The following is a 19,194-nucleotide window of genomic DNA, read 5'->3' as shown; positions in this document are numbered from 1 at the left end:
TTTATATACTGAAATTTTTGAGAATGAATTGAGATGATTCGAACGACCCTATCAGTGAAATTGTAAATTCGTTAATGAACCAAAATTGATATCATGCGAAACAAAGATGAACAAGATGAGTGCAATCGCCGGGATTCGAACCCGGGCGACGAGCTTGGAAGGCTCGAATCCTAACCAGCTAGATTACGATTGCAATGTCACTCGTAAATTAGTGATTGTATATAATCGTTTCATTCAATGCTTTTGAAAGCTACGTTTATTTATAGTTTGAATAATACGGAACCATGGAAATTATGCCTGTCTTCCAGGATAAATATGGGTTAGGGGTCTGGAAGACATTGGAGACTGGGTCTTGGAGGACCGACGATCAGTTCATAGAGTGGTTGGATATAATCCTAAAACACAGTGGTACCGTTGATTCACATATACTGGTGAAGGCCATTCAAATTGTGAATGAACGTAAATGTTCTAAACGTAAAGAACTCATAAAAGACCTGGTTTCAAAACGCAGACCTGAGGATTGTATGCCACCTCTCACGGCTGCAATGATATTTTTGAGCATAAACGACATGGATTCGGCTAAAGAAATGGAATCCCATGTCAAGACAGGAAACATTCCATTCATATGTTGTGTTCGTGCGAGAATTGCAATCGCAGAAGGGGATTTCTCCAAGGCGAGAAAGGAATTGACACGTGCAAGATGCAGTGATCCGACATATGCGATGTTCTATGAGCTCATTGAGATCATAGACCCTACTGGCGGTTGGATGTATCGCCGCAACATTGAGTTGCTGGTGTCAGGAAAGGAACCAATACCTTGCGGAAGCACAGATCTAAAAGGAGTGGCCGAGAAACTCTATAACATTTACCATGACTGGTACAGAGGCCGCAGAGATGATGCCACTCGTGAAATGATATCTTCTGAAGAATACAGGGACAAGAATCCAGAGTTCTTGCTTGCATCTGCGAGGATGTCGATGGATGAAAGAGATTGGCATTCAGCTCAGATGATGTATGAGGGCATTCTGGCCAGTAAGCCGAATTGTGTATACATTCTGTGCGAGGCAGCGGACTCATACTCTCGTGATAAGAATTACGACCGTTCGCTCGCACTGTACAGGGATGCCGAAGCCCTCGATCCATGTTCCGATATGGTGGTCAAGGGGCTGATCCAAACATACCATGCATGTGGAATGACAGATGAAGCCGTCCAATGCATTGTAGGATATCTAGATACAGAAAGTATCGAACTTTCTTCTTATAAGAAATGTGCCAGACTCCTTTATGATTGGGAGAATTACAATGAATCTTTGAAAGTGGTCTCGCGCATATCGACAATATACCCTGACGATATGGAGACCAATATCCTGAGTTCTAAGATACAGGTCGGGAAAGGAAACTACAATGCGGCCTTGGATATTGCCAGCGAGGTCCTGCGCAAGAATCAGGGAGAAAGCGCATGTAGGATACAGTATGCCGATGTCCTAATCAACATTGGTAAGATGGACAGGGCAGAGAAAGAGATAGAAAAAGTGCTCAGGTCGGAACCAGAGAACGTGGACGCCTTGTTATCGATGATGAATATACTTTCAGTCAAAAAGGACAATGAAGGGGTGGTCAGGATATGCAAGAAGATCTTAAACATAGACCCTATGAACGAAGAGGCTTCAGGGGTGATGGCAAAGACCCTGATACTGTCCAGCAAGGTTAAAGATGGAAACAATGTTGAGTCAACCATTCATGTGGATGTAGGTCCCAAGAATCTGATAGACCTTGCAAGTTCTCTTATCATCGAGAGCAGATATAAGGAAACGATCGAGGTATGCAATGAATACGAGAAGAGATACGGTAACAATCTCAAGGTCAAAAAGTTAAAAGGAAATGCCGAATACCATTCTGGTGAGTATCTCAAAGCTTCGGCCTCTTATGCTTCTGCAGCTGCAATGGATCCAATAGATCCAATAATATGGCATTCCAAGGGGATGGCTGATGAGAAGATCGGAGACCTAGATTCTGCAGAGGAAGCGTTCAATAAAGCTGTTCTTATGGATCTCAATGAACCGGAATTCTGGATCTCCTGCTCATCTGTGCAGGAAAAGAAAGGAGATCTCAATGGTGCTGTAGAATCTCTCAATAGAGTGATAGAGCTTTCTCCAGATTCTTCTTATGCATTGGTAAAAAAAGGGATGATCTTCGCTTCTATGGGAAAGTTCGAAGAGGCATTATATTTTTTGAAACTGGCATGTATGGCAGATGAAGGTAATAAGGACATTCTGAAAGTTGAGAGGGACATATATCTTGCAGCATCAATGGATGATAAGTTGATCAACATATCAGAAAGGATAATTTGCATAGATCCAAAAGATGCAGAGACTGTTGGGATCCTTGCTAGAAAATACATCTCTAGAGGTGAAAAGGGAAAGGCCATCTCCACAGTTGATAATGCAGTTATCAGGGACCCTTATTCCATACCTATGCTCTTGGAGAAAAAGGAAATATTGACAGAACTCGGTGATATTTTGGGTGCCATCAATGTTTGTGAGACAATATTGAATATACAGTCTGATAACCGTATGATAAAGACGGACCTGATCGACCTTTATACCAGAGTGGGGGACGTCAATTCGGCAAATAGATTGAATCTAGAAATGCAGGATACGTTGAACAAGAAGAAAGAACAAGCAACGGTGGAATGTAAGGTCAAAGAGGTATCCGATGGAGAATCCTCATATCAGATAGCTCGTTCTTTGTTAAAAGCTGGCGATATTCAGGGATCTACTAGGTCAATCGAGCGTGCTTTGACATTGGATCCTTTGAATTCAAAATATATATTGTTGAGATCGGAGATATATGAAAAAGCAGGGGACCTTAGAAGCGCTGATGCTTTCTTATCGGAGGTCATTAAGAAAAATGGAAATCTACCTGAGATATGCGAGGCGAATGGAGATCTCAAATATAGAATGGGGGACCTTAGCGGCGCATCGGTTTGTTATAATTCTGCTTTGAACGGTGGGAAAGAAACATCCATTGTATATTCTAAACTTGGATTGATGCAAGAGAAGTTGGGGAATTATGAGTTTGCAATAAACAGTTTCACATCTGCTGTCATCAAAGATCCAAAGAATTCTGATGCATATAAACATTTGACGGCATGTCAACTTATTACTGGTAATCTGCAGGCTGCAGAAAAAAGCATTGAAACATTGTATGTTTCCGATAAATCGGCAATGACCATCTCATTACGTGCCAAGGTTTTTGCGGAAAAAAAGAACGTCAATGAGGTACAGTCCATGTATGATCAATATCTGAAATGCACAGATAAGAGCCAGCAATCACAGGATATAATGGTAAAGGCCATGGATTCTGTGGGACTCAAACAGGATGCAAATAATCTTTCTCAGCACGTAAAGACAAAAGAGGTCGTTAAATCAACAGTTACAGCTAAGGTTCCGGATGCAGTCAAGAGACATTCGGAGCGTGTTCTCAGACGCGCATATACTTCCGGACTACCTCTCAGCGATCCAGATCTCGTTGTTGCCTTGGATATTGAAAAGGATATGGCGAATTCCATACTGAAGTATCTTTCTAACATGTCCGAGTACGGTGATATCCTTCCTGGTACGCCGGAGTTCGACCGTATGGAAACGCTCTCTATGAATGCCATAATCAAAGGAGACTGCAATGATCTAGAGAATGATCCTGTGATACCTATCCCGTGCGCCTTTGTTGCAGGCGGTACTAAGGATTCAGACGAGGCCAAGTTGCTTGTTGCTTATATCTATAAGGTCATGAAGACCAAGACGGACAAACGTGTTCTCGCTGATATCAAGGTCACATCGGTGGTGACCAAGGATATGACCGTCGAAGATATGGTCAAAACGATGCATATCGGGATATATCACGCCAAGGCCTTCAAAGAAAATCTTTGATCAATATCTTTCCATCTCTGATTTCATGAATTCTCTCATGAGGCATGTGGCATAATTGCCCTTTGGAAGTGAGAAGGATATGCTGTAACCGTCGTCGTTAAGCTCATATCCGATATCTTTGATGGGACAGATTATTTCCCTTCTGCTGCCTTTTGAACTGCAATGGTTAAGTCCCGGAACTATGAAGTCTTCCGCTTTGATCATCTCCTTTTTGATGATCTCCCTTTCTATATCTCCCATCTGGCCTTCTGCCAGCAGGCTCTCACTGCCGAACAATGAAATTGTTATGTATGCCCGTCCGGCACGCACTTGTCTTGTTACAAGATCTATATTCTTTTCTGTGGATATGATGGGGTTCTCGTGCAGAGGTATCTTGTTGGAGTCCAATGGTATAACGACATCGCCGACCACTGGAACATTGAGCGGGAGTCCAATTTCCATTCTTTTGCTGAGCATCATATTGAAAAGATAGGACTGATAGGCATGAACGAACATCATCTGCAGATTTTTTGGAAGTACATCTATGGCCCCTATCCAATCATCAGGGTTATCGGCAAGATGAAACACCATCATCTTTTCGAAAGACAGTTGGTCTGGCATTATTTTGACAAGTTCTTTCCAATCATTTCTTGATACGAGTTCCATCCTCGCATTGCGGACATCCTCTTCCTCATATTCAGACGGATCTGAGAGATATCTTCTGACAGCTCCTTCGATATCGCCACGTACGAGTGATTCTCCAACGATGTGAGTTATGGGACGTATCACTCCAAATCTTTGAACCCCGAAATAATTTGGAAATCCTCCCATTTTCTTGATCTCAGAAATCACAGATGTTATCGTGTCTTCGATCTTTTCGGGGGGTGCATCGCATTCTTTTACCCGTATTTTGAAAGAATTACCGATGAGATCGCCTATTTGGATGTTCCTTTTTCCGAGATAGGCATTCTTTATCTCGACATCTTTCAGATTCACGTCCTGGAGTTTTTCGATCGGCATCTCAAAGGACATCAACTGTGTGGTTATGGCCCTCTTATCCTTCGTGCCTGCGAACCCTATGCGTTCTCTAGATATTCCCATGTTCCTTGACATGAGTCTGATGAGTCTGTTCGTCTCCCAATTCCTAGTAGTGACCTCAGCGATCACGAATTTACCGTTCTCTTTCGGTTCCGGAGGATCAGATATCTCTGTAACGATGAAATCCTCGGGGAGGGTCTTTAGACGTCCTCCGGTGCCATCCATCGACGTCATGTAAAAATTCATGCCGATGTTGGCCTCAGCTGTCCTGCAGTACCTGTACTGCATATGAGTTTCACTCGTTTATGTCTGAGTAATACTCGGAGATGGTCTTGAAGGCTTTTTTAAGTGTGTCTTCAGGCTTACCTTTTTTGACCTTAACGTAGATTTGTCTGTCGCACAGTTCAGGATGTTTATCGATGAACCTGGCGATCTCGACATTCTTGTCATCATCAAGCGCTTTGATGAGGGGGGCGATGATAGTGAGGTTGATGTCCTTGAAACCAACTGTAATGCTCTTATCGGTTTTCTCGACAACGTAGGTCTGCATGATGCTCTGAACGTTATCTATATTTTAAACGTTTCGCGGGAAATCAGTCTTCATTCCGAAATATGTGTGTCCTTCTTCTCTTGAAGTTCATAAATCTCGCATATCTCATGGACAGTTGTGCATTGTTCCGGACCTTTATCATCCCTTATACGTCCGGTGAAACGCGGGAATCTCAACCCCAATCCCGAATCTTTGCTGAAAATCCCTTCTGCGGCCGTGTGTATAGGACTCACGCTGATCTCTGCTGCAACTACCTCCAATACGACAGTGGGATCGAACCACACATCCGGGATCATCTTTGCATCCACAGAAGAGGGTTTGTCATTGCTAAGGTATCCATCCAGAAGTTCTGGCATTTTAGCCAGGAATTCGTCGTCAAATCCGGTCCCCAATTTACAGACGGTCCCGAATCTTCCAGTCTCGTCATCATATGAGGCCATGAGGAGCGCTCCATATTTTCCGGCTCTTTTTCCCATTCCGAAGAAGGCACCGACCACAGCAAGGTCGAACGAATCTGTTAGGGCGGCCTCATAATCTTTCTTGTATTTTATCCAGAGGAATCCCCTGGAACCTGCCCGGTATACTGAATCATCAGACAATGATTTTGCCATTATCCCTTCGCATTTCGCGGCAAGTGCTTCGTTGAAGAATTCCTCCCCCTCCTCAGGAGAGTTCACGACCTTCATGGTGGTCATATCGATTTGTTCCTTCAGGTCGAAGGATTCAGATAATATCCTTCTTCTTTCTGGATATGGATACATAGACATGTCGGCGTTGTCTGCGTAAATGATATCGAACATGAATATCTTGACAGGGAATTCCTTAATAGCTTCCTCCATGCCATGTTTTTTGCGCCTGTGGGTAACGGTTTGGAAAGGGAGCATATCTCCGGTCTTATTGTCAATGGCCACGCATTCTCCTTCTATTATGGTCTCTGTGCATTTGCATTGGTTCCTCAAGGCCTCAGCTATGTCAGGAAAGTTGGATGTCAGATCTTCCAGTCTGCGTGAATAGAGCTTTACGGAGTCTTTACTGATGTGGGCCTGCACTCTGATCCCATCGTATTTGTATTCCATTGCACATTTTCCGCCCATTTTTTCAATCACCTGTGTGATCGAGGGTAGACGTTCGGCTAGCATGACCTTTATAGGATTGCCAATCGTGACCTGCATTTTCTGTATGCCTTGCAAACCTTCTATTGCAAGTTTTTCTGCTACAAGTCCCAGATCACAGGTTATATTGTATCCTCTCTCGATATCGGACCGGTCATTCTTTGTTGCGAAGGCTTCGGCCAGTGCGTCCAATAGGGTCATGGACCCTGCCCCGACCCTCATCCTTCCTGTTACTATCCGGCAGAGGTATCTTGCCTCTATGGGTGAAGAGTCATGAAGCAATTGTGCCAGATATTTTGTCTTTTTTGTTTGGCTGTCCTTTCCGTCTGCGTTCTCTATCGCAAGGAGATTTTTCACAACTCTTTCAAGTGTAAGGGACTCCGAGAATAGCGTCATCTGTTTTTTGATACCTATGAGACCCTCAGCTACTGTGCCTGAGTCTCCTTGTTCTATCCACATCTTCTCCGTTTTCTCAGGAGATGTTCCAGTGGTAGATGATATCGCTTTCAATACAAGTTTGTCGGACATTCCGAGCTCTATACCGTAAAAATCAGGGTGGAGTTTTCCTTGACAGAGATAAATGATTATCCTGATCTCTTTCGGATCGACCTTCCTGAAGAACAACGAAAGCTGAGTCGTCATTTCCAAACGACTGCTTGTTTGTTCCAGGATGTCGAATTGCTCTGCGAGTTCAGAATAAAGCATAATGGCCGAATCCACATCTCAATATTTTACACTGTTGTGTTCCAGATATCAGAATTCGCCCATCGTCCTCTGACCTTTGGAAATGAATGGCTTAGGATTCTTCTTTTTTAAAACTTCATTTAAGGTTTCTAGTCTGGAACGCATAAGAGCCTCTTTCTTTTTGCTGGATTCTTCGAATACTTCGTCCATTGTTCCCTTGGCCACAAGGACGAATACCTCTCCGTCGTTCTTTCTTCCTGTACGTCCGCGTCTTTGTATGGTTCTTATCTCTGAAGGTACTGGCTCATAGAATATCACTGCATTGGTACTCGTTATATCCAACCCTTCTTCCCCTACGGATGTGGATATTATGACATTGTATTTTCCAGATCTGAAATCATCTAGTACACCGATCTGTTCCTTCTGCTTTAATCCACCATTGGATTGGCCGATGAGTTTGGCAACCTTTGCCTCTGGTATGGATGATAGCTTTTCTACCAAAAGTTCGCATGTATCCCTGTATTGTGTGAATATCATCACTTTGGTACCATTCTCGGAGTTGAGTATCTGACTCACAAGGCTCATGACCTTGGAGATCTTTGGATGTTCCACTTTTGTATCCCTTACAATGTTCCAGGCATCAGTGTATTCTTTGCGACTGACAAGTTCTTTTCCGCCTTTTGACCCATTCGGGCCGCCATCTTCGTTAAGTTTGTTCATATATGTTCTCAAAGCGGTCATGCCCTGCGTTTCTGCAAGATTTATTGCATGAAGGAGTTTGACACACATCGACTGAACAGTCAGGCCTCTGAATATTATCGCCGTTTTCTCTCCTCTTGCGAGTCTTTTTTGAAGGGATTCTCCGACCACCAGCATATGTTTGGTAGAAACCGGCCAGTTCGGGTCAGTTAGATGCAATGATGCAAGCTCTCCGAAATAATGATTAAGAAGGTCTTTAAAGATACACACCACATCTGTGAGGTCCTTGGGCATGTTAACTTCTATCCTTTTTACATAAGTATCATGTACATAAGGCGATACGTCTGGATCCTCATCATTCCTCATGTCTATTTTGGAAAGGGAAAGGTTCTCACACACTTCTTCGACCTTTTTGATATCGCTTCCGGGCGATGCAGTGAGGCCTATGCACCTTATTTTGGAAGTGCAATACTTTGCGATCGTCACGTACGAATAATTCCCGGTTCCTCTGTGTGCCTCATCATATATTATCAGGCTGAATGGCGTGAGGTCATATTTTTTTGATTCTAGATCATTGGCAATACATTGCGGAGTAGAGACGATAACATCATTGTTGTTCACTATGTCAGCCCTAATATCAGGTTTCATAAGTCCGGTCATTATGCCGATGCGTGTATCTACAAGCATTTCTGAAAAGAATTCTGAATGTTGTTCCACAAGGGGCTTGGTCGGGGCCAGCATCAGTACTTTACCATTTGCGAGTAAATCAGCCGTAACGCAGAGTGCCACAATCGTTTTTCCGAGGCCGGTGGGCAAGATTATCAAGGTATTGTTGTCCAGACATCCCTTGGCCATGGTAGATTGATATCTGCGTTCTTCGACTTTGTCGGGAACGATCCTAGGGTGGGAGATGTATCTCATCGTAAGTGTTAATGAAAGAAACAATAAAAGGTTGTCTGGGGGATGACCGAATCCCCCGAAAGAGTATTTAGTGGCATCCGCCGCCGCATGAGGCGCAACCGCTGAAGTTGGGATTACGGATACTAAGACCAGTCCCGAAATTGGGGTCATCTACGAATTCGATGACACAATCTTTCAGCGCCTGTTCTGTTTCGGCGTCGTAATATATTTCGAAGCTCGGGGCTGACTTGTCGACCTTCTCATTCTCTCCGGCCTGCTGTTGGAAGGACATTCCGAACTGAGGTCCAGAGCATGCGAAACCAGAAAGGTAGATCCTGATACCATATCCGACCTTCCCGTTCTTTTCCATGAGTTCGTCGATGAATTTTTCTGCATCGGGCGTAATCGTGACCATACTTATCAATCTTTGAATAGTTCGCAAGTATTTAATACGCTTAGTAACCCCTAGGAAATCACTTTTTTGTTATGTTGAATTGTTTATCATATTCACGCAAAGCGATGGACTGGGAGCGTGACATTGTCATATATGATCCGATCATCAGAGTTTCCATTATCTCTTCTTTTGTGGCTCCAGCATCCAATGCATGTTTTATTTGGATATCTATGCAGTATTGCGATCCTAGTGCTGAGGCGGCCGATATGGCCAAAAGGTATCTGTATTTAGGTTCGAAAGATGAGTTCGGATTTTCTAATATAGCTTTGCTAAGACCTATGGCGGGTATGAACATGTCCGGGCGTTCGGAAAGTATCTGATTGATCATCGGTATGAAACCATATTTCTTTTCTATTGCATTGAGGATCTTGTCCGTTATCTCACGGTCCTTCTGATCTGTTTCCATAGAGGGCTCATATAATTCCATAAAAAGAAACTTTGCGTATTATAACTGTAATGGGCCATTTTAATGTTCTATTTTGGCCGATCTTGTAGCCATACGGTGTAGGCCGTTGGGAGATATACAGAAATGGTATCGGAAGAGACATTGAATAAGATATTCACGGAAGTTGGAAGTGGTTTTGGATTTGATAAGGTTCAGGCAGAATTCATGGCCTTTAAAGAGTTCAAGGTACGTTGGCAGAGAAGTTACAAATGGGCAGAATTCAAGGTATCTGATTATTTGGCCGATGCTCCTGAGGAAGTGATAAAGGGACTTTCCATGTCAATTTTTTCCAGAATAATGGGTACAGGGGAGGATTCGTATTCTAAAGAGATGTGTGCATGGGTCACGGCGCCAGGGTTTGCCGAGTCAAAACAATCGGTATACATCAGAAGAAGTAGGAATATAATGAGGTCACATCAGGGAGAATTCAAGGACCTCACAGATTCATATAAAAGACTCATTGGAATAGGACTTGTGAAAGAAGACCCCACATTATGTCTTTCGTGGACAAAGGAACCGTCAGTACGCAAGGTAGGTACATGTTCGGTTTTAATGAAAGTGATCACAATATCAAAACAGCTTGACACGGATATGATTCCAGATTTCGTTTTGGACTATTGTTTATATCATGAGTTGTGTCATATAATAATTGGATTCGACCCTACAGGAAAAGGGCATGGTGTTGATTTTGCTGCATTGGAATCTAAATTTTCACAACAAAGTGAAGCAGAGGAGTGGCTGAGGAAAATTTGTCTTTATTTATGATGAAATATAATTAAAAAATGCCATTTGAAGAAATACCGTTGTTCAATTATTGGATCGATAAAAAGCTACAGATCGATGGTATCATCATGTGGAGGTATTCATAAAACAAATTGCTCGGGGGATGAAATTGTCTCCCGGGCGCTAACAAATCCTTTCATGGTCCGATGATGACATCGGTCTCTAGATACTGACTGACGCCGGGAGTGTGTGTCGGATCCTACGTTGGCTTCCGGTCATGGCTACGATGACTCATCGTTGCTACCGCAAGAGCCCTAATAAATAGGGATAGGATCGCTTTGTGCTGTATCGTGTCTATGGCGTTCATGAAATCGCGTCCCTTGACCGATTCAGCGGTATGCAATATGCATCTAGTATTTAAAAAAATACACAAACATTCTCAATTAATATAGTTACGACAATTGACGTATTTAAAAGTCGTAAATTGCTATATAGGCAAAAAAAATCTATTTATTGTCGAATTTTATCGAATTTCGAGGAATTAAATAGTTAAAAATACGATATTCGTAGATATATTTATGAAATTCGTTAAAAATGATTTTCGACACAGTTAAGTTTATTAAACACATTTTCATTCCCCCTATTCATGAAGAACTTCTTATCCCCCGATTCGGTAGCCATAATTGGTGCTTCCTCGGATACTACGAAATTAGGCGGTATGCTCGTAAAGAACATGATCGACGCAGGATTTAAGGGAAAATTATATCCCGTTAACCCCAAGGGTGGGGAGATACAGGGATATAAGGCCTATCCGTCCGTCCTTGATATCGGAGCACCCGTGGACCTTGCCGTCATGGCGGTCAAGAATACACAGGTGATAGCTGAGATGGAGAATCTCGGCAAAGCGGGAATAAAGGTCGCATCGATCTTGACGGCAGGATTCAAGGAGGAAGGTCCAGCCGGTGCAGAGCTTGAGATGGAGTTGCTTGCAGCTGCCAAGAAAGCAAATGTGAGGATCCTTGGGCCCAACAGTTTCGGTCTGATGAATCCCAAGGCCGGTGTCAACACAACATTCACACATATTCGTCCTGCCGTTGGTAATGTGGCGATATTCTCACAATCCGGAGCTGTTGGATCATCTATTCTTGATTGGTTCCGTCTCAGTGGATTGGGGCTTTCTAAGTTCGTTACCTTTGGAAACAAGAGCGATATGGATGAAGCAGACATGCTCTCCATAATTGCCAATGACTCAGAAACGAAGGTCATCGGAATGTACCTCGAAGGAATATCCAGAGGCGATCAGTTCATAAAGGCTGTGGAGGGAATGCCTCAGAAGAAGCCAATAGTGATGTTCAAGTCAGGAAAGACCGAGGCTGGCTCGAAGGCGGCGTCCTCACACACAGGTTCCCTTGCAGGTTCCGATGCAGTGAACAACGTGATCTTCAAGAAACTCAACATACACAGAGCAATGGATCTTGATGAATTCTGCGATGCGTTGCAGGTTTTCAGCACATGCAGCCCTATGAAGAAGAACGGTATCGCGATCATAACGAATGCCGGTGGACTTGGGGTCATGTCCGCAGACGCAGCATTCGATGCTCCGTATATAGAAGCGGCAAAACTTGCACCGGAGACCATCGAGGCAATAAAGAAGGCGGTTCCCACTATCGCAGGACTCACCAATCCAATTGATGTAAGGGGAGATGCAAAGGCCGAATACTTCAAGGGCGCGATAGAGGCAGTGATAAAGGACCCATCGGTCGGTGGGCTCGTCGTCATGGGATCGCCTCTTGATACAGCGGACCTCAACAACATTGCCAAGATCCTTGTTGAAATGAGAGATGACATCCCGATACCCACCACCTGCTGTTTTGCAGGAGGAAACAAGTGCGAAGAGGCTAACAAGATCCTCAGAGCAGGAAGGATCCCATCCTATCCGTCCCCCGACAGAGCCGTGCGTGCTTTGTCGATCCTGAGAAAATACACGCTTAAGGAGGAACAGAAGAGAACGGCCCTCGATGTCCCCAAGGTCGACGGAAGGAAGAAGACCAAGGAGATAATCGATGCTGCCTTTGCAGAAGGAAGGCATGGACTTTCAGAGTCAGAGGGTAAGAAGATATTCAAGGCATACGGAATGCCCGTTCCAGGCGAGGCTACGGTCAAATCCTCGGAAGAAGCCGTCACTGCATGCAATAAGATCGGATACCCAGTGGTCATGAAGATCCTTTCTCCAGACATCGCACACAAGACAGATGTCGGAGGTGTGGTTGTCGGAGTGGAGACACCAGAGGAGGCCGCGGAGGCGTTCAATAAGATCATGACAAATTGCAGAAAGGCGAAACCCACATCGAGGCTCGACGGAGTTTCCATACAGCAGATGGTCTTTGGTCAGGAGGTAATCCTCTCCATGATCCGCGACCCACAGTTCGGTCCGGTCGTTTCGTTCGGATTGGGAGGTATCTATGTTGAGATCCTCAGGGAGATCGCACAGGTGCATGTTCCGATGTCCGAGGAACAGCTCGACGACATGATAACGTCCACAAAGGCATACAGGCTCATGTCTGGTGCCAGAGGACTACCAGTTGCCGACATAGATGCTATGAAGGATATGATCAAGAGACTCGTCGCGATAGCTGAAGAGAATCCAGAGATCCACGAACTCGAGATCAACCCAGTCATAGTAGGGAAGGAGGGCAAGGGCTGTTGGGCAGTCGATGCTCTTGTGACCCTTAACAAGTAAACTTTTCATTGGTCCGGGGAGACCCGGACCATCAATCTTTTCTTTACCGAATCGTTTAATTGTATGATGTCAATAATGAGCCGATGACATCTGAACTCGTTTTTGCAGGTTTGGGCCTTTCAGGTATCGATGGTATGACAGTAAAAGCCCTCAATGCGCTCAAAGAATGCGACAAGATATACGCTGAATTCTACACGTCCACACTAATAGGCACAGACGTTAAGGCGCTTGAAGAGGTCTTAGGTAAGAAGATCAACGTCGTCTACAGATCACAGGTAGAGGAATCAGAGGATATTCTTGCAGATGCAAGGAAGATGAGGGTTGGGTTCGTCACAGCCGGAGACACAATGTTGGCAACAACTCATGTGGACCTAAGGATACAAGCTTCTGAAGAAGGAATTCCGGTCAAGGTATTCCACGGTGTATCGATATTCGGGGCGTGTCCAACCTCACTGGGACTTCAGCCGTATAAATTCGGAAGAACCGTTACGTTACCCTTTTTGGAGATGAACTATCAACCGAAATCACCATATGACCATATCAAGGAGAATCATGACAGAGGACTCCACACAATGATACTTCTCGATATACGTGCTGATGAGTTGAGATATATGACAGCTCATCAGGCAATAGAATGGCTCATAGAAGGAGAGAAGAAATGGAAAGAAGGCCTGATAACAGAAAAGACCCTTCTATGTGTTGCATGTCAGGTAGGATCCACAAATGAAAAGATATTTGCTGGATATCCGCAAGATCTTTTAAAAATGGACCTTGGATCACCATTACATACTCTGGTCCTTCCTGGAAATCTCCATTTCATGGAATCCTATGCACTTGTTGATTTCGCCGGTGCACCTAAAGAGATCATAAAGGATGAATGATCCGAGGCATCAAGATGAGTCAGACTGTAAGATGCATACGCGTGCCGAAGATGGACGGAGAATCTGTCAGGTCTGTTCTCAGAGAGAAGGGGCTCTTGAATCTGGATGTTAAGATATGTCCAGATGGCGACTGTCTTTTGATACCTATCCTTTCGGGATCCTATGGTGATTTTCCGGTAGTGGAAGCAGAATTGAAGATACAGGAACGTCATGAGACAGATTATAGAGAGATTCTTGATATTCCAGATGAGTTGAAAGAGCAGCTTCCAAATTCACACGATGTCATCGGAGACGTTCTTTTAGTCAAATTGACCGATGATCTCATGGATCACAAATGTGAGATAGGAAAAGCTCTGATATCGGTTACGCCGAATATTAGGGTCGTTATGTTGGATCATGGTGTAAAGGGGGATTTCAGGATCAGAGATCTGGAACAGATAGCTGGTATTGGAACATCAGAAACAATGCACAGGGAATTTGGGGTCAGAATGATAACAGATCCCGCTAAAGTTTATTTTAATCCCAGGCTTTGTACGGAAAGATCGAGGATAGCATCTCTTGTGAAAGAGGGAGAGACAATAATAGACATGTTCGCAGGGGTCGCACCGTTCGGGACCGTGATATGCAGGACGGCAAAGCCAGGTGTGGTTTATTCGATAGACCTCAATCCTGAGGCAGAGCATTTTGCAAAAATGAATGCCGATCTGAATCACATATCAAACCTAATGCCGATAACAGGGGATGCGAAAGAGGTCATAATGACACTTCCAGATGCGGACCGTGTGATAATGAATCTCCCTCAGATGGCCGATCAGTTCCTTCAGTATGCTCTGATGAAAACCAAGATAGGAGGTACGGTGCATCTATACAAGATAATAGAACGTGTAGATTTCGAATCTTTCAAGGAAGGTCTGGCACATCGTATGGAACACCACGGATTGAAAATGGAAGTTGAAAGAGTTTCTGAGCTTAAGACCTATTCACCGACCATGAGTGTCTATGTTCTAGACATCATTCGCGGCTGATCATTTTTTATTCACAGGGTTAAGTGTAATTCCTGTCTGTCCTTGGTAATGTCCGCTTCTCTCCGAGTAATCCTTCTCCGAGGCGGTAGTAAGTGTTTCGAATATCATCTGACAGAATCTTTCACCGATGGGGATCTCAACAAAATCATCTGTGGCATTGTATGCTCCTAATGTCAGAGTGCCCTCGAATCCAGCATCGATCTTTCCGAATGCGCCTATGCATCCCTTTCTTATCCATGTGGTCCTCATCCATAGCTGGGCACAGCAATCAGTTGGCATTTTGACTCTTTCGATCGTTGAAACATAGAACATTGTTCTGGGAGGTATTTTCACAGTACCTTCTTTTTTTATTGAAAGGTCCCCTCTTATCGATATCTCTGCGATCCTTAGATCGTATCCGTTAGGTGTAAGTCCTCTTTCATGGTAGTTGCTTATTCCGAGATATCCGGATTCCATTCCTTTCAATATGTCTTTGTCCGATAATATTGCCATGTTTTAGGAATGATAATTGTTGATAATATACTTTTATCGTTATCTATCAAATATTGGATGATATAACCACCAGTTACATCCAACAATAGCCAGCAATACAAACATATGCATTTAGGCTGATTTTATTTTACTAAATGTTTGTATATTCAATAGGGTATATCTCGGTAACTTTCAGCGTTAAGGGGATAACATGAGAAACGGGGCAATAAGGGCAAGGGGGACGTTGGCGCAATTGCCAAAGACCGTTCATGGAGGACAGGCCTGGAAACTCAATGATATAGAGGACTACAGTCATAACCTAAATCCTTTCGGTCCACCTGAGGATATAGGCGAAATAATGATGTCCGCTGTGGAAGATATAGGTCATTATCCCGATGATTCATGTGCAGAGTTAAAATCCACGATTTCACGCACCTTCGGTGTCAGCGACCATAATGTCATGATCGGTGCTGGATCTTCAGATATAATACGTAATTTCCCCAACACTTTTCTTACTCCAGGCGATATCGTCATACTAGGCAGACCATCTTTTGCAGAATATGCACAGCAATGCAAGATAGTCGGTGCAAAGATATGGTGGAACGATCTTCGCGAAGAGGATGATTTCTATATGGACCGTCAAAAATTGACAGACGGTATAAATGATGGTGCCAAAGCCGTTTACATATGCAATCCAAATAATCCGACTGGACGTGTTGAATCCAAGGACAAGATCGTCAGCATAATAAAAGAGTGTTCTGATAATAATGTCCTTGTATTCTTGGATGAAACACTTCTGGAATTGCTTCCCAATTATAAGGATGTTACATGTTCCAGACTGGTAAAAGAATACGATAATCTTGTTGTTGCAGGTTCTTTGACGAAGTCCTTTGCCATACCAGGCATAAGGATCGGATTCGGGTTCGCATCGGAGCCTCTCGTTTCTGAGATGGAAAAGGTCAGAATGACGTGGAATGTTGGACAAGTGGAACAAACCGTGGCAAATGTCCTCATCGGAGAAAGAATGGATTATGTTCACAAAGCAGCTTTAATGATGGGTGTCGAATCCAAAATAATGAATAGGGAGCTCAACGATCTCGGATTCCCCGCAGGTAATGTTTCTGATTCATTCTTTTATTTCAATTCCCTGAGACCACTTGGCGTAAAATGTTCAAAATTCAAGGAAATTATGCTCAAGAACAAGGTCATGGTCAGAGATTGTGCTTCATTTGGTTCATATTTTGAATGGTATGTCAGATATAGTGTCAAAGACCGTGAAAGGAATGAGATATTTGTGAAAGCGGTTGAAAAATCATTGAAAGAGCTGAGGTCTTAATATGCAGGTCTGGGTAGATGCGATATTGATAATATTGGTCGCTCTCCTCATAGATCGTTTCATAGGAGAACTTCCGAACTCGATACATCCTTTGAGATGGTTAGGGAATATACTGGGATGGATAGATTCACACATAAAGAACAGGGGCAAGACAGCCAAGTTATGGGGGTTCTTTTCTTACATGTTTGTGTTTTTGCTCATCTTATTCTCAACGATAACATTCATTACTGCAGTTCGCCTCATAGTTGAGAAGTTCGATATAACATTCATAATCACAGACGGAATAGTCTTCACGCTCAGTGAGATAGTTTGGATAGTTTTATGCGGAGCATTTTTGAAGATAACCTTCGCGATATTCTCTTTCAGAAAACACTGCATCCCCATTCAAGAGGACCTTCGCAATGGCAGAGTAGAAGAGGCTGCGGCAAAGGTACAGATGATCGTCAGTCGTAATACGAAAGGAATGGATGCCGAGCACATAGCGTCGTCATGCTGTGAAACAGTGACCGAGAATTTAGTGGACAGTGCAATGTCACCCACGTTCTTCGGTGGTCTTTTGGGACTTCCAGGTGCGATAATGTTCAGATGTGCCAATCTTATGGATGCAATGTGGGGTTATTTGAATGAAAAGTATGGAAATCTTGGATTTTTCCCAGCTAAATTCGATGATGTTCTCGGATTTTTAACTGCTAGGATATCACCATATTTCGTTGTTCTAGCTGCAAAGATAATGGGTTTTAAGGACCATCCTTCGATACTTCAGGCTGCAAAGAAGGAGCATACAAAGACACCCAGCCCCAATAGCGGATATCCGATGACCGCCTGTGCCGCGGCATTGGGGATATCGATGGAGAAAAGGGGAGTATATGTGATGGGTGAGGGAAATATGCCGACGATCGATGATATCACTAGGTGTTATCATCTTGTCGAATTGACATCCATTCTATTTGTCGTTATAGTGATGATGCCTTTGTACGCTGTAATAGGCATACAAGTGCAGTTATTGTTTGAGAATTTCATTTCTGGTCTTATTGGAGGGATAATATGAAGTATGTAAGGGGTACGGAAATCGTAGAAGAGGGGGAACTCGCCACAGCCGTCGTTCATCTAACAGAGAGGATGGAGGTACTCAGCAGCGCAGTTCTGAATGGAGGGCACACGATCACCGATACACTTTTCATAATGCAAGTGCCCCACCATTTCCATTGTGATGACCCGTGGGCTTTGATAAGACAGCAAAGGGATAAACTGGGGCTCCCCGAGGATGCGGTAGGGATGATGACGGCCGCTGAGGTGAAGTATGTTTTCACAACCACGGAATCTGATTATGGCGGAGTGAACACATTCGCCGCGATCACGGCAGGACTTAGCAACCAGGTGGTAGCCGGCGACCTCCTTGAGAATTGGGAAGAACGTTTCAAAATATCAATGGAAAGGTACAAAGCACTGCTTGGAGGAACCATCAATATCATAGGTATATCTCCTCTTTCGCTCACCGATGAGGGAAAGATAAACATAATGATGCCCATGATCGAAGCAAAGACCGCGGCACTGAACGCCCTAGGTTATAAGGAAACAGGGACGACCTCTGATTCAATAGCTATCGTGTCACCGGTTGGGGACGCAAAGGAGAGTTTCGCAGGCACCGGGGTCCCATTGGGCATATCAATGGCCAGATCGGTGAAGGCTGGAGTGATATCCAATCTTGTAAAGCGCGGAGATTATCCAGTTGTCGGGAATTTTGTGGATAAATTGGCAAAGTCAGGGATAACACGTGATAGTATGTGGGATGCCGCGATGGAGATATATGTTCCAAATCCTGAATGGGATGATAGGATGTTGCGCCGTCTGTTCGATGAGAAGCTCGATATCTTGTGTCAGGACATAAATGTGTCATCTTTGATACTTGCAGCCATAGAATTGGAAGACCTTGGAAATAAGGATTGCATATGTTCGATGCCCAGGGGAATGTTCAAGACGGACCCGATCCATCTGATCGCAGACGAGATAATCGGCATGCAGATAGCTCAATATATAGCTGGAACTCGCGGGATATTCGAGTTCCATCGTTTCGATAGGTACAAACCAGGTATAATTGGAAAGTTAGGACCGTTCATGGACGATATGATATGCGGTCTTATCGGTGGTATAATGTCATCAATATACACAGATCTATTCGATAAGAGTTCTTTATTGTGTTCTGTCCAAAATTAAGAATATTATAATAC

At 43.8% G+C, this 19,194-nt stretch carries 15 protein-coding genes and 1 tRNA gene; 8 read left to right on the top strand and 8 right to left on the bottom strand.

Annotated features, from left to right (window positions below; translation table 11 throughout):
* Window positions 1-120: 120 nt before the first annotated feature.
* A tRNA-Gly gene (locus KRP56_06045) sits at window positions 121-193 on the bottom strand.
* A 91-nt stretch (window positions 194-284) separates the two neighbouring features.
* On the opposite strand from KRP56_06045, the gene KRP56_06040 reads away from it, so the two are divergent.
* Window positions 285-3,929, top strand: a complete 3,645-nt coding sequence (locus tag KRP56_06040) for a tetratricopeptide repeat protein (protein UAL07388.1) — start codon at window positions 285-287, stop codon at window positions 3,927-3,929.
* Here KRP56_06040 and truD read toward each other — a convergent pair whose 3' ends face one another.
* From truD to KRP56_06010, 6 genes are all read right to left on the bottom strand, one after another.
* Window positions 3,930-5,234, bottom strand: a complete 1,305-nt coding sequence (truD, locus tag KRP56_06035; protein UAL07387.1) for a tRNA pseudouridine(13) synthase TruD — start codon at window positions 5,232-5,234, stop codon at window positions 3,930-3,932.
* Between the two features lie 7 nt (window positions 5,235-5,241).
* Window positions 5,242-5,496 carry a DNA-directed RNA polymerase subunit L gene (locus tag KRP56_06030; protein ID UAL07386.1) on the bottom strand — a complete coding sequence of 85 codons (255 nt, stop codon included), beginning with the start codon at window positions 5,494-5,496 and terminating at the stop codon, window positions 5,242-5,244.
* A 50-nt stretch (window positions 5,497-5,546) separates the two neighbouring features.
* Window positions 5,547-7,313, bottom strand: coding sequence for an ATP-dependent DNA ligase (locus tag KRP56_06025; protein ID UAL08483.1), 1,767 nt, complete (start codon window positions 7,311-7,313; stop codon window positions 5,547-5,549).
* 48 nt (window positions 7,314-7,361) lie between these two features.
* Window positions 7,362-8,912, bottom strand: a complete 1,551-nt coding sequence (locus tag KRP56_06020) for a DEAD/DEAH box helicase family protein (GenBank protein ID UAL07385.1) — start codon at window positions 8,910-8,912, stop codon at window positions 7,362-7,364.
* A gap of 67 nt (window positions 8,913-8,979) precedes the next feature.
* Window positions 8,980-9,306 (bottom strand): iron-sulfur cluster assembly accessory protein, encoded by a 327-nt coding sequence (locus KRP56_06015; GenBank protein ID UAL07384.1) that lies wholly within the window; start codon window positions 9,304-9,306, stop codon window positions 8,980-8,982.
* Between the two features lie 58 nt (window positions 9,307-9,364).
* Window positions 9,365-9,751, bottom strand: a complete 387-nt coding sequence (locus tag KRP56_06010; protein ID UAL07383.1) for a carboxymuconolactone decarboxylase family protein — start codon at window positions 9,749-9,751, stop codon at window positions 9,365-9,367.
* Between the two features lie 123 nt (window positions 9,752-9,874).
* On the opposite strand from KRP56_06010, the gene KRP56_06005 reads away from it, so the two are divergent.
* The 4 genes from KRP56_06005 to KRP56_05990 all read left to right on the top strand — a co-directional run bounded on the left by KRP56_06005 (window position 9,875) and on the right by KRP56_05990 (window position 15,159).
* Entirely contained in the window at window positions 9,875-10,555 is a 681-nt protein-coding gene (locus KRP56_06005) for a hypothetical protein (GenBank protein UAL07382.1), read from the top strand.
* Window positions 10,556-11,159: 604 nt separating this feature from the next.
* On the top strand, window positions 11,160-13,253 hold the full coding sequence (locus KRP56_06000; GenBank protein UAL07381.1) for an acetate--CoA ligase family protein: 2,094 nt from the start codon (window positions 11,160-11,162) through the stop codon (window positions 13,251-13,253).
* Between the two features lie 83 nt (window positions 13,254-13,336).
* Entirely contained in the window at window positions 13,337-14,134 is a 798-nt protein-coding gene (dph5, locus tag KRP56_05995; GenBank protein UAL07380.1) for a diphthine synthase, read from the top strand.
* Between the two features lie 14 nt (window positions 14,135-14,148).
* The gene (locus KRP56_05990; protein ID UAL07379.1) at window positions 14,149-15,159 is read left to right on the top strand and encodes a class I SAM-dependent methyltransferase family protein; all 1,011 of its coding nucleotides are present in this window, start codon (window positions 14,149-14,151) and stop codon (window positions 15,157-15,159) included.
* On the opposite strand, the gene dcd is transcribed toward KRP56_05990, so the two are convergent.
* Window positions 15,160-15,651 carry a dCTP deaminase gene (gene dcd / locus KRP56_05985; GenBank protein UAL07378.1) on the bottom strand — a complete coding sequence of 164 codons (492 nt, stop codon included), beginning with the start codon at window positions 15,649-15,651 and terminating at the stop codon, window positions 15,160-15,162.
* A gap of 190 nt (window positions 15,652-15,841) precedes the next feature.
* On the opposite strand from dcd, the gene KRP56_05980 reads away from it, so the two are divergent.
* Genes KRP56_05980 through cbiS form a run of 3 tightly spaced genes read left to right on the top strand, consistent with a single transcriptional unit; the run spans window position 15,842 to window position 19,180 of the window.
* A complete protein-coding gene (locus tag KRP56_05980; GenBank protein ID UAL07377.1) occupies window positions 15,842-16,966 on the top strand; it encodes a histidinol-phosphate aminotransferase family protein in 1,125 nt (374 codons plus the stop codon).
* 1 nt (window position 16,967) lies between these two features.
* The gene (gene cbiB / locus KRP56_05975) at window positions 16,968-18,014 is read left to right on the top strand and encodes an adenosylcobinamide-phosphate synthase CbiB (protein UAL07376.1); all 1,047 of its coding nucleotides are present in this window, start codon (window positions 16,968-16,970) and stop codon (window positions 18,012-18,014) included.
* Complete coding sequence (gene cbiS / locus KRP56_05970; GenBank protein UAL07375.1) at window positions 18,011-19,180, top strand: bifunctional adenosylcobinamide hydrolase/alpha-ribazole phosphatase CbiS; 1,170 nt, start codon at window positions 18,011-18,013, stop codon at window positions 19,178-19,180. Before cbiB ends, cbiS begins: the two co-directional genes overlap by 4 nt.
* Window positions 19,181-19,194: the final 14 nt, after the last annotated feature.

Origin of the sequence: Candidatus Methanogranum gryphiswaldense (assembly GCA_019262145.1) — an archaeon.
Taxonomy (GTDB): domain Archaea; phylum Thermoplasmatota; class Thermoplasmata; order Methanomassiliicoccales; family Methanomethylophilaceae; genus Methanogranum; species Methanogranum gryphiswaldense.
Note: the sequence above shows the minus strand (reverse complement) of the source record. Positions and strands in the feature narration are given on the sequence as shown.

What these genes read in the sequence shown, in the direction of transcription:
- KRP56_06040 (UAL07388.1), top strand. Translation starts at nt 285, where the DNA reads ATGGAAATTATGCCTGTCTTCCAGGATAAATATGGGTTAGGGGTCTGG.
- KRP56_05990 (UAL07379.1), top strand. Translation starts at nt 14,149, where the DNA reads ATGAGTCAGACTGTAAGATGCATACGCGTGCCGAAGATGGACGGAGAA.
- cbiB (UAL07376.1), top strand. Translation starts at nt 16,968, where the DNA reads ATGCAGGTCTGGGTAGATGCGATATTGATAATATTGGTCGCTCTCCTC.
- KRP56_06005 (UAL07382.1), top strand. Translation starts at nt 9,875, where the DNA reads ATGGTATCGGAAGAGACATTGAATAAGATATTCACGGAAGTTGGAAGT.
- KRP56_06000 (UAL07381.1), top strand. Translation starts at nt 11,160, where the DNA reads ATGAAGAACTTCTTATCCCCCGATTCGGTAGCCATAATTGGTGCTTCC.
- KRP56_06010 (UAL07383.1), bottom strand. Translation starts at nt 9,751, where the DNA reads ATGGAAACAGATCAGAAGGACCGTGAGATAACGGACAAGATCCTCAAT.
- KRP56_06025 (UAL08483.1), bottom strand. Translation starts at nt 7,313, where the DNA reads ATGCTTTATTCTGAACTCGCAGAGCAATTCGACATCCTGGAACAAACA.
- dcd (UAL07378.1), bottom strand. Translation starts at nt 15,651, where the DNA reads ATGGCAATATTATCGGACAAAGACATATTGAAAGGAATGGAATCCGGA.
- KRP56_06015 (UAL07384.1), bottom strand. Translation starts at nt 9,306, where the DNA reads ATGGTCACGATTACGCCCGATGCAGAAAAATTCATCGACGAACTCATG.
- cbiS (UAL07375.1), top strand. Translation starts at nt 18,011, where the DNA reads ATGAAGTATGTAAGGGGTACGGAAATCGTAGAAGAGGGGGAACTCGCC.
- dph5 (UAL07380.1), top strand. Translation starts at nt 13,337, where the DNA reads ATGACATCTGAACTCGTTTTTGCAGGTTTGGGCCTTTCAGGTATCGAT.
- KRP56_06030 (UAL07386.1), bottom strand. Translation starts at nt 5,496, where the DNA reads ATGCAGACCTACGTTGTCGAGAAAACCGATAAGAGCATTACAGTTGGT.
- truD (UAL07387.1), bottom strand. Translation starts at nt 5,234, where the DNA reads ATGCAGTACAGGTACTGCAGGACAGCTGAGGCCAACATCGGCATGAAT.
- KRP56_05980 (UAL07377.1), top strand. Translation starts at nt 15,842, where the DNA reads ATGAGAAACGGGGCAATAAGGGCAAGGGGGACGTTGGCGCAATTGCCA.
- KRP56_06020 (UAL07385.1), bottom strand. Translation starts at nt 8,912, where the DNA reads ATGAGATACATCTCCCACCCTAGGATCGTTCCCGACAAAGTCGAAGAA.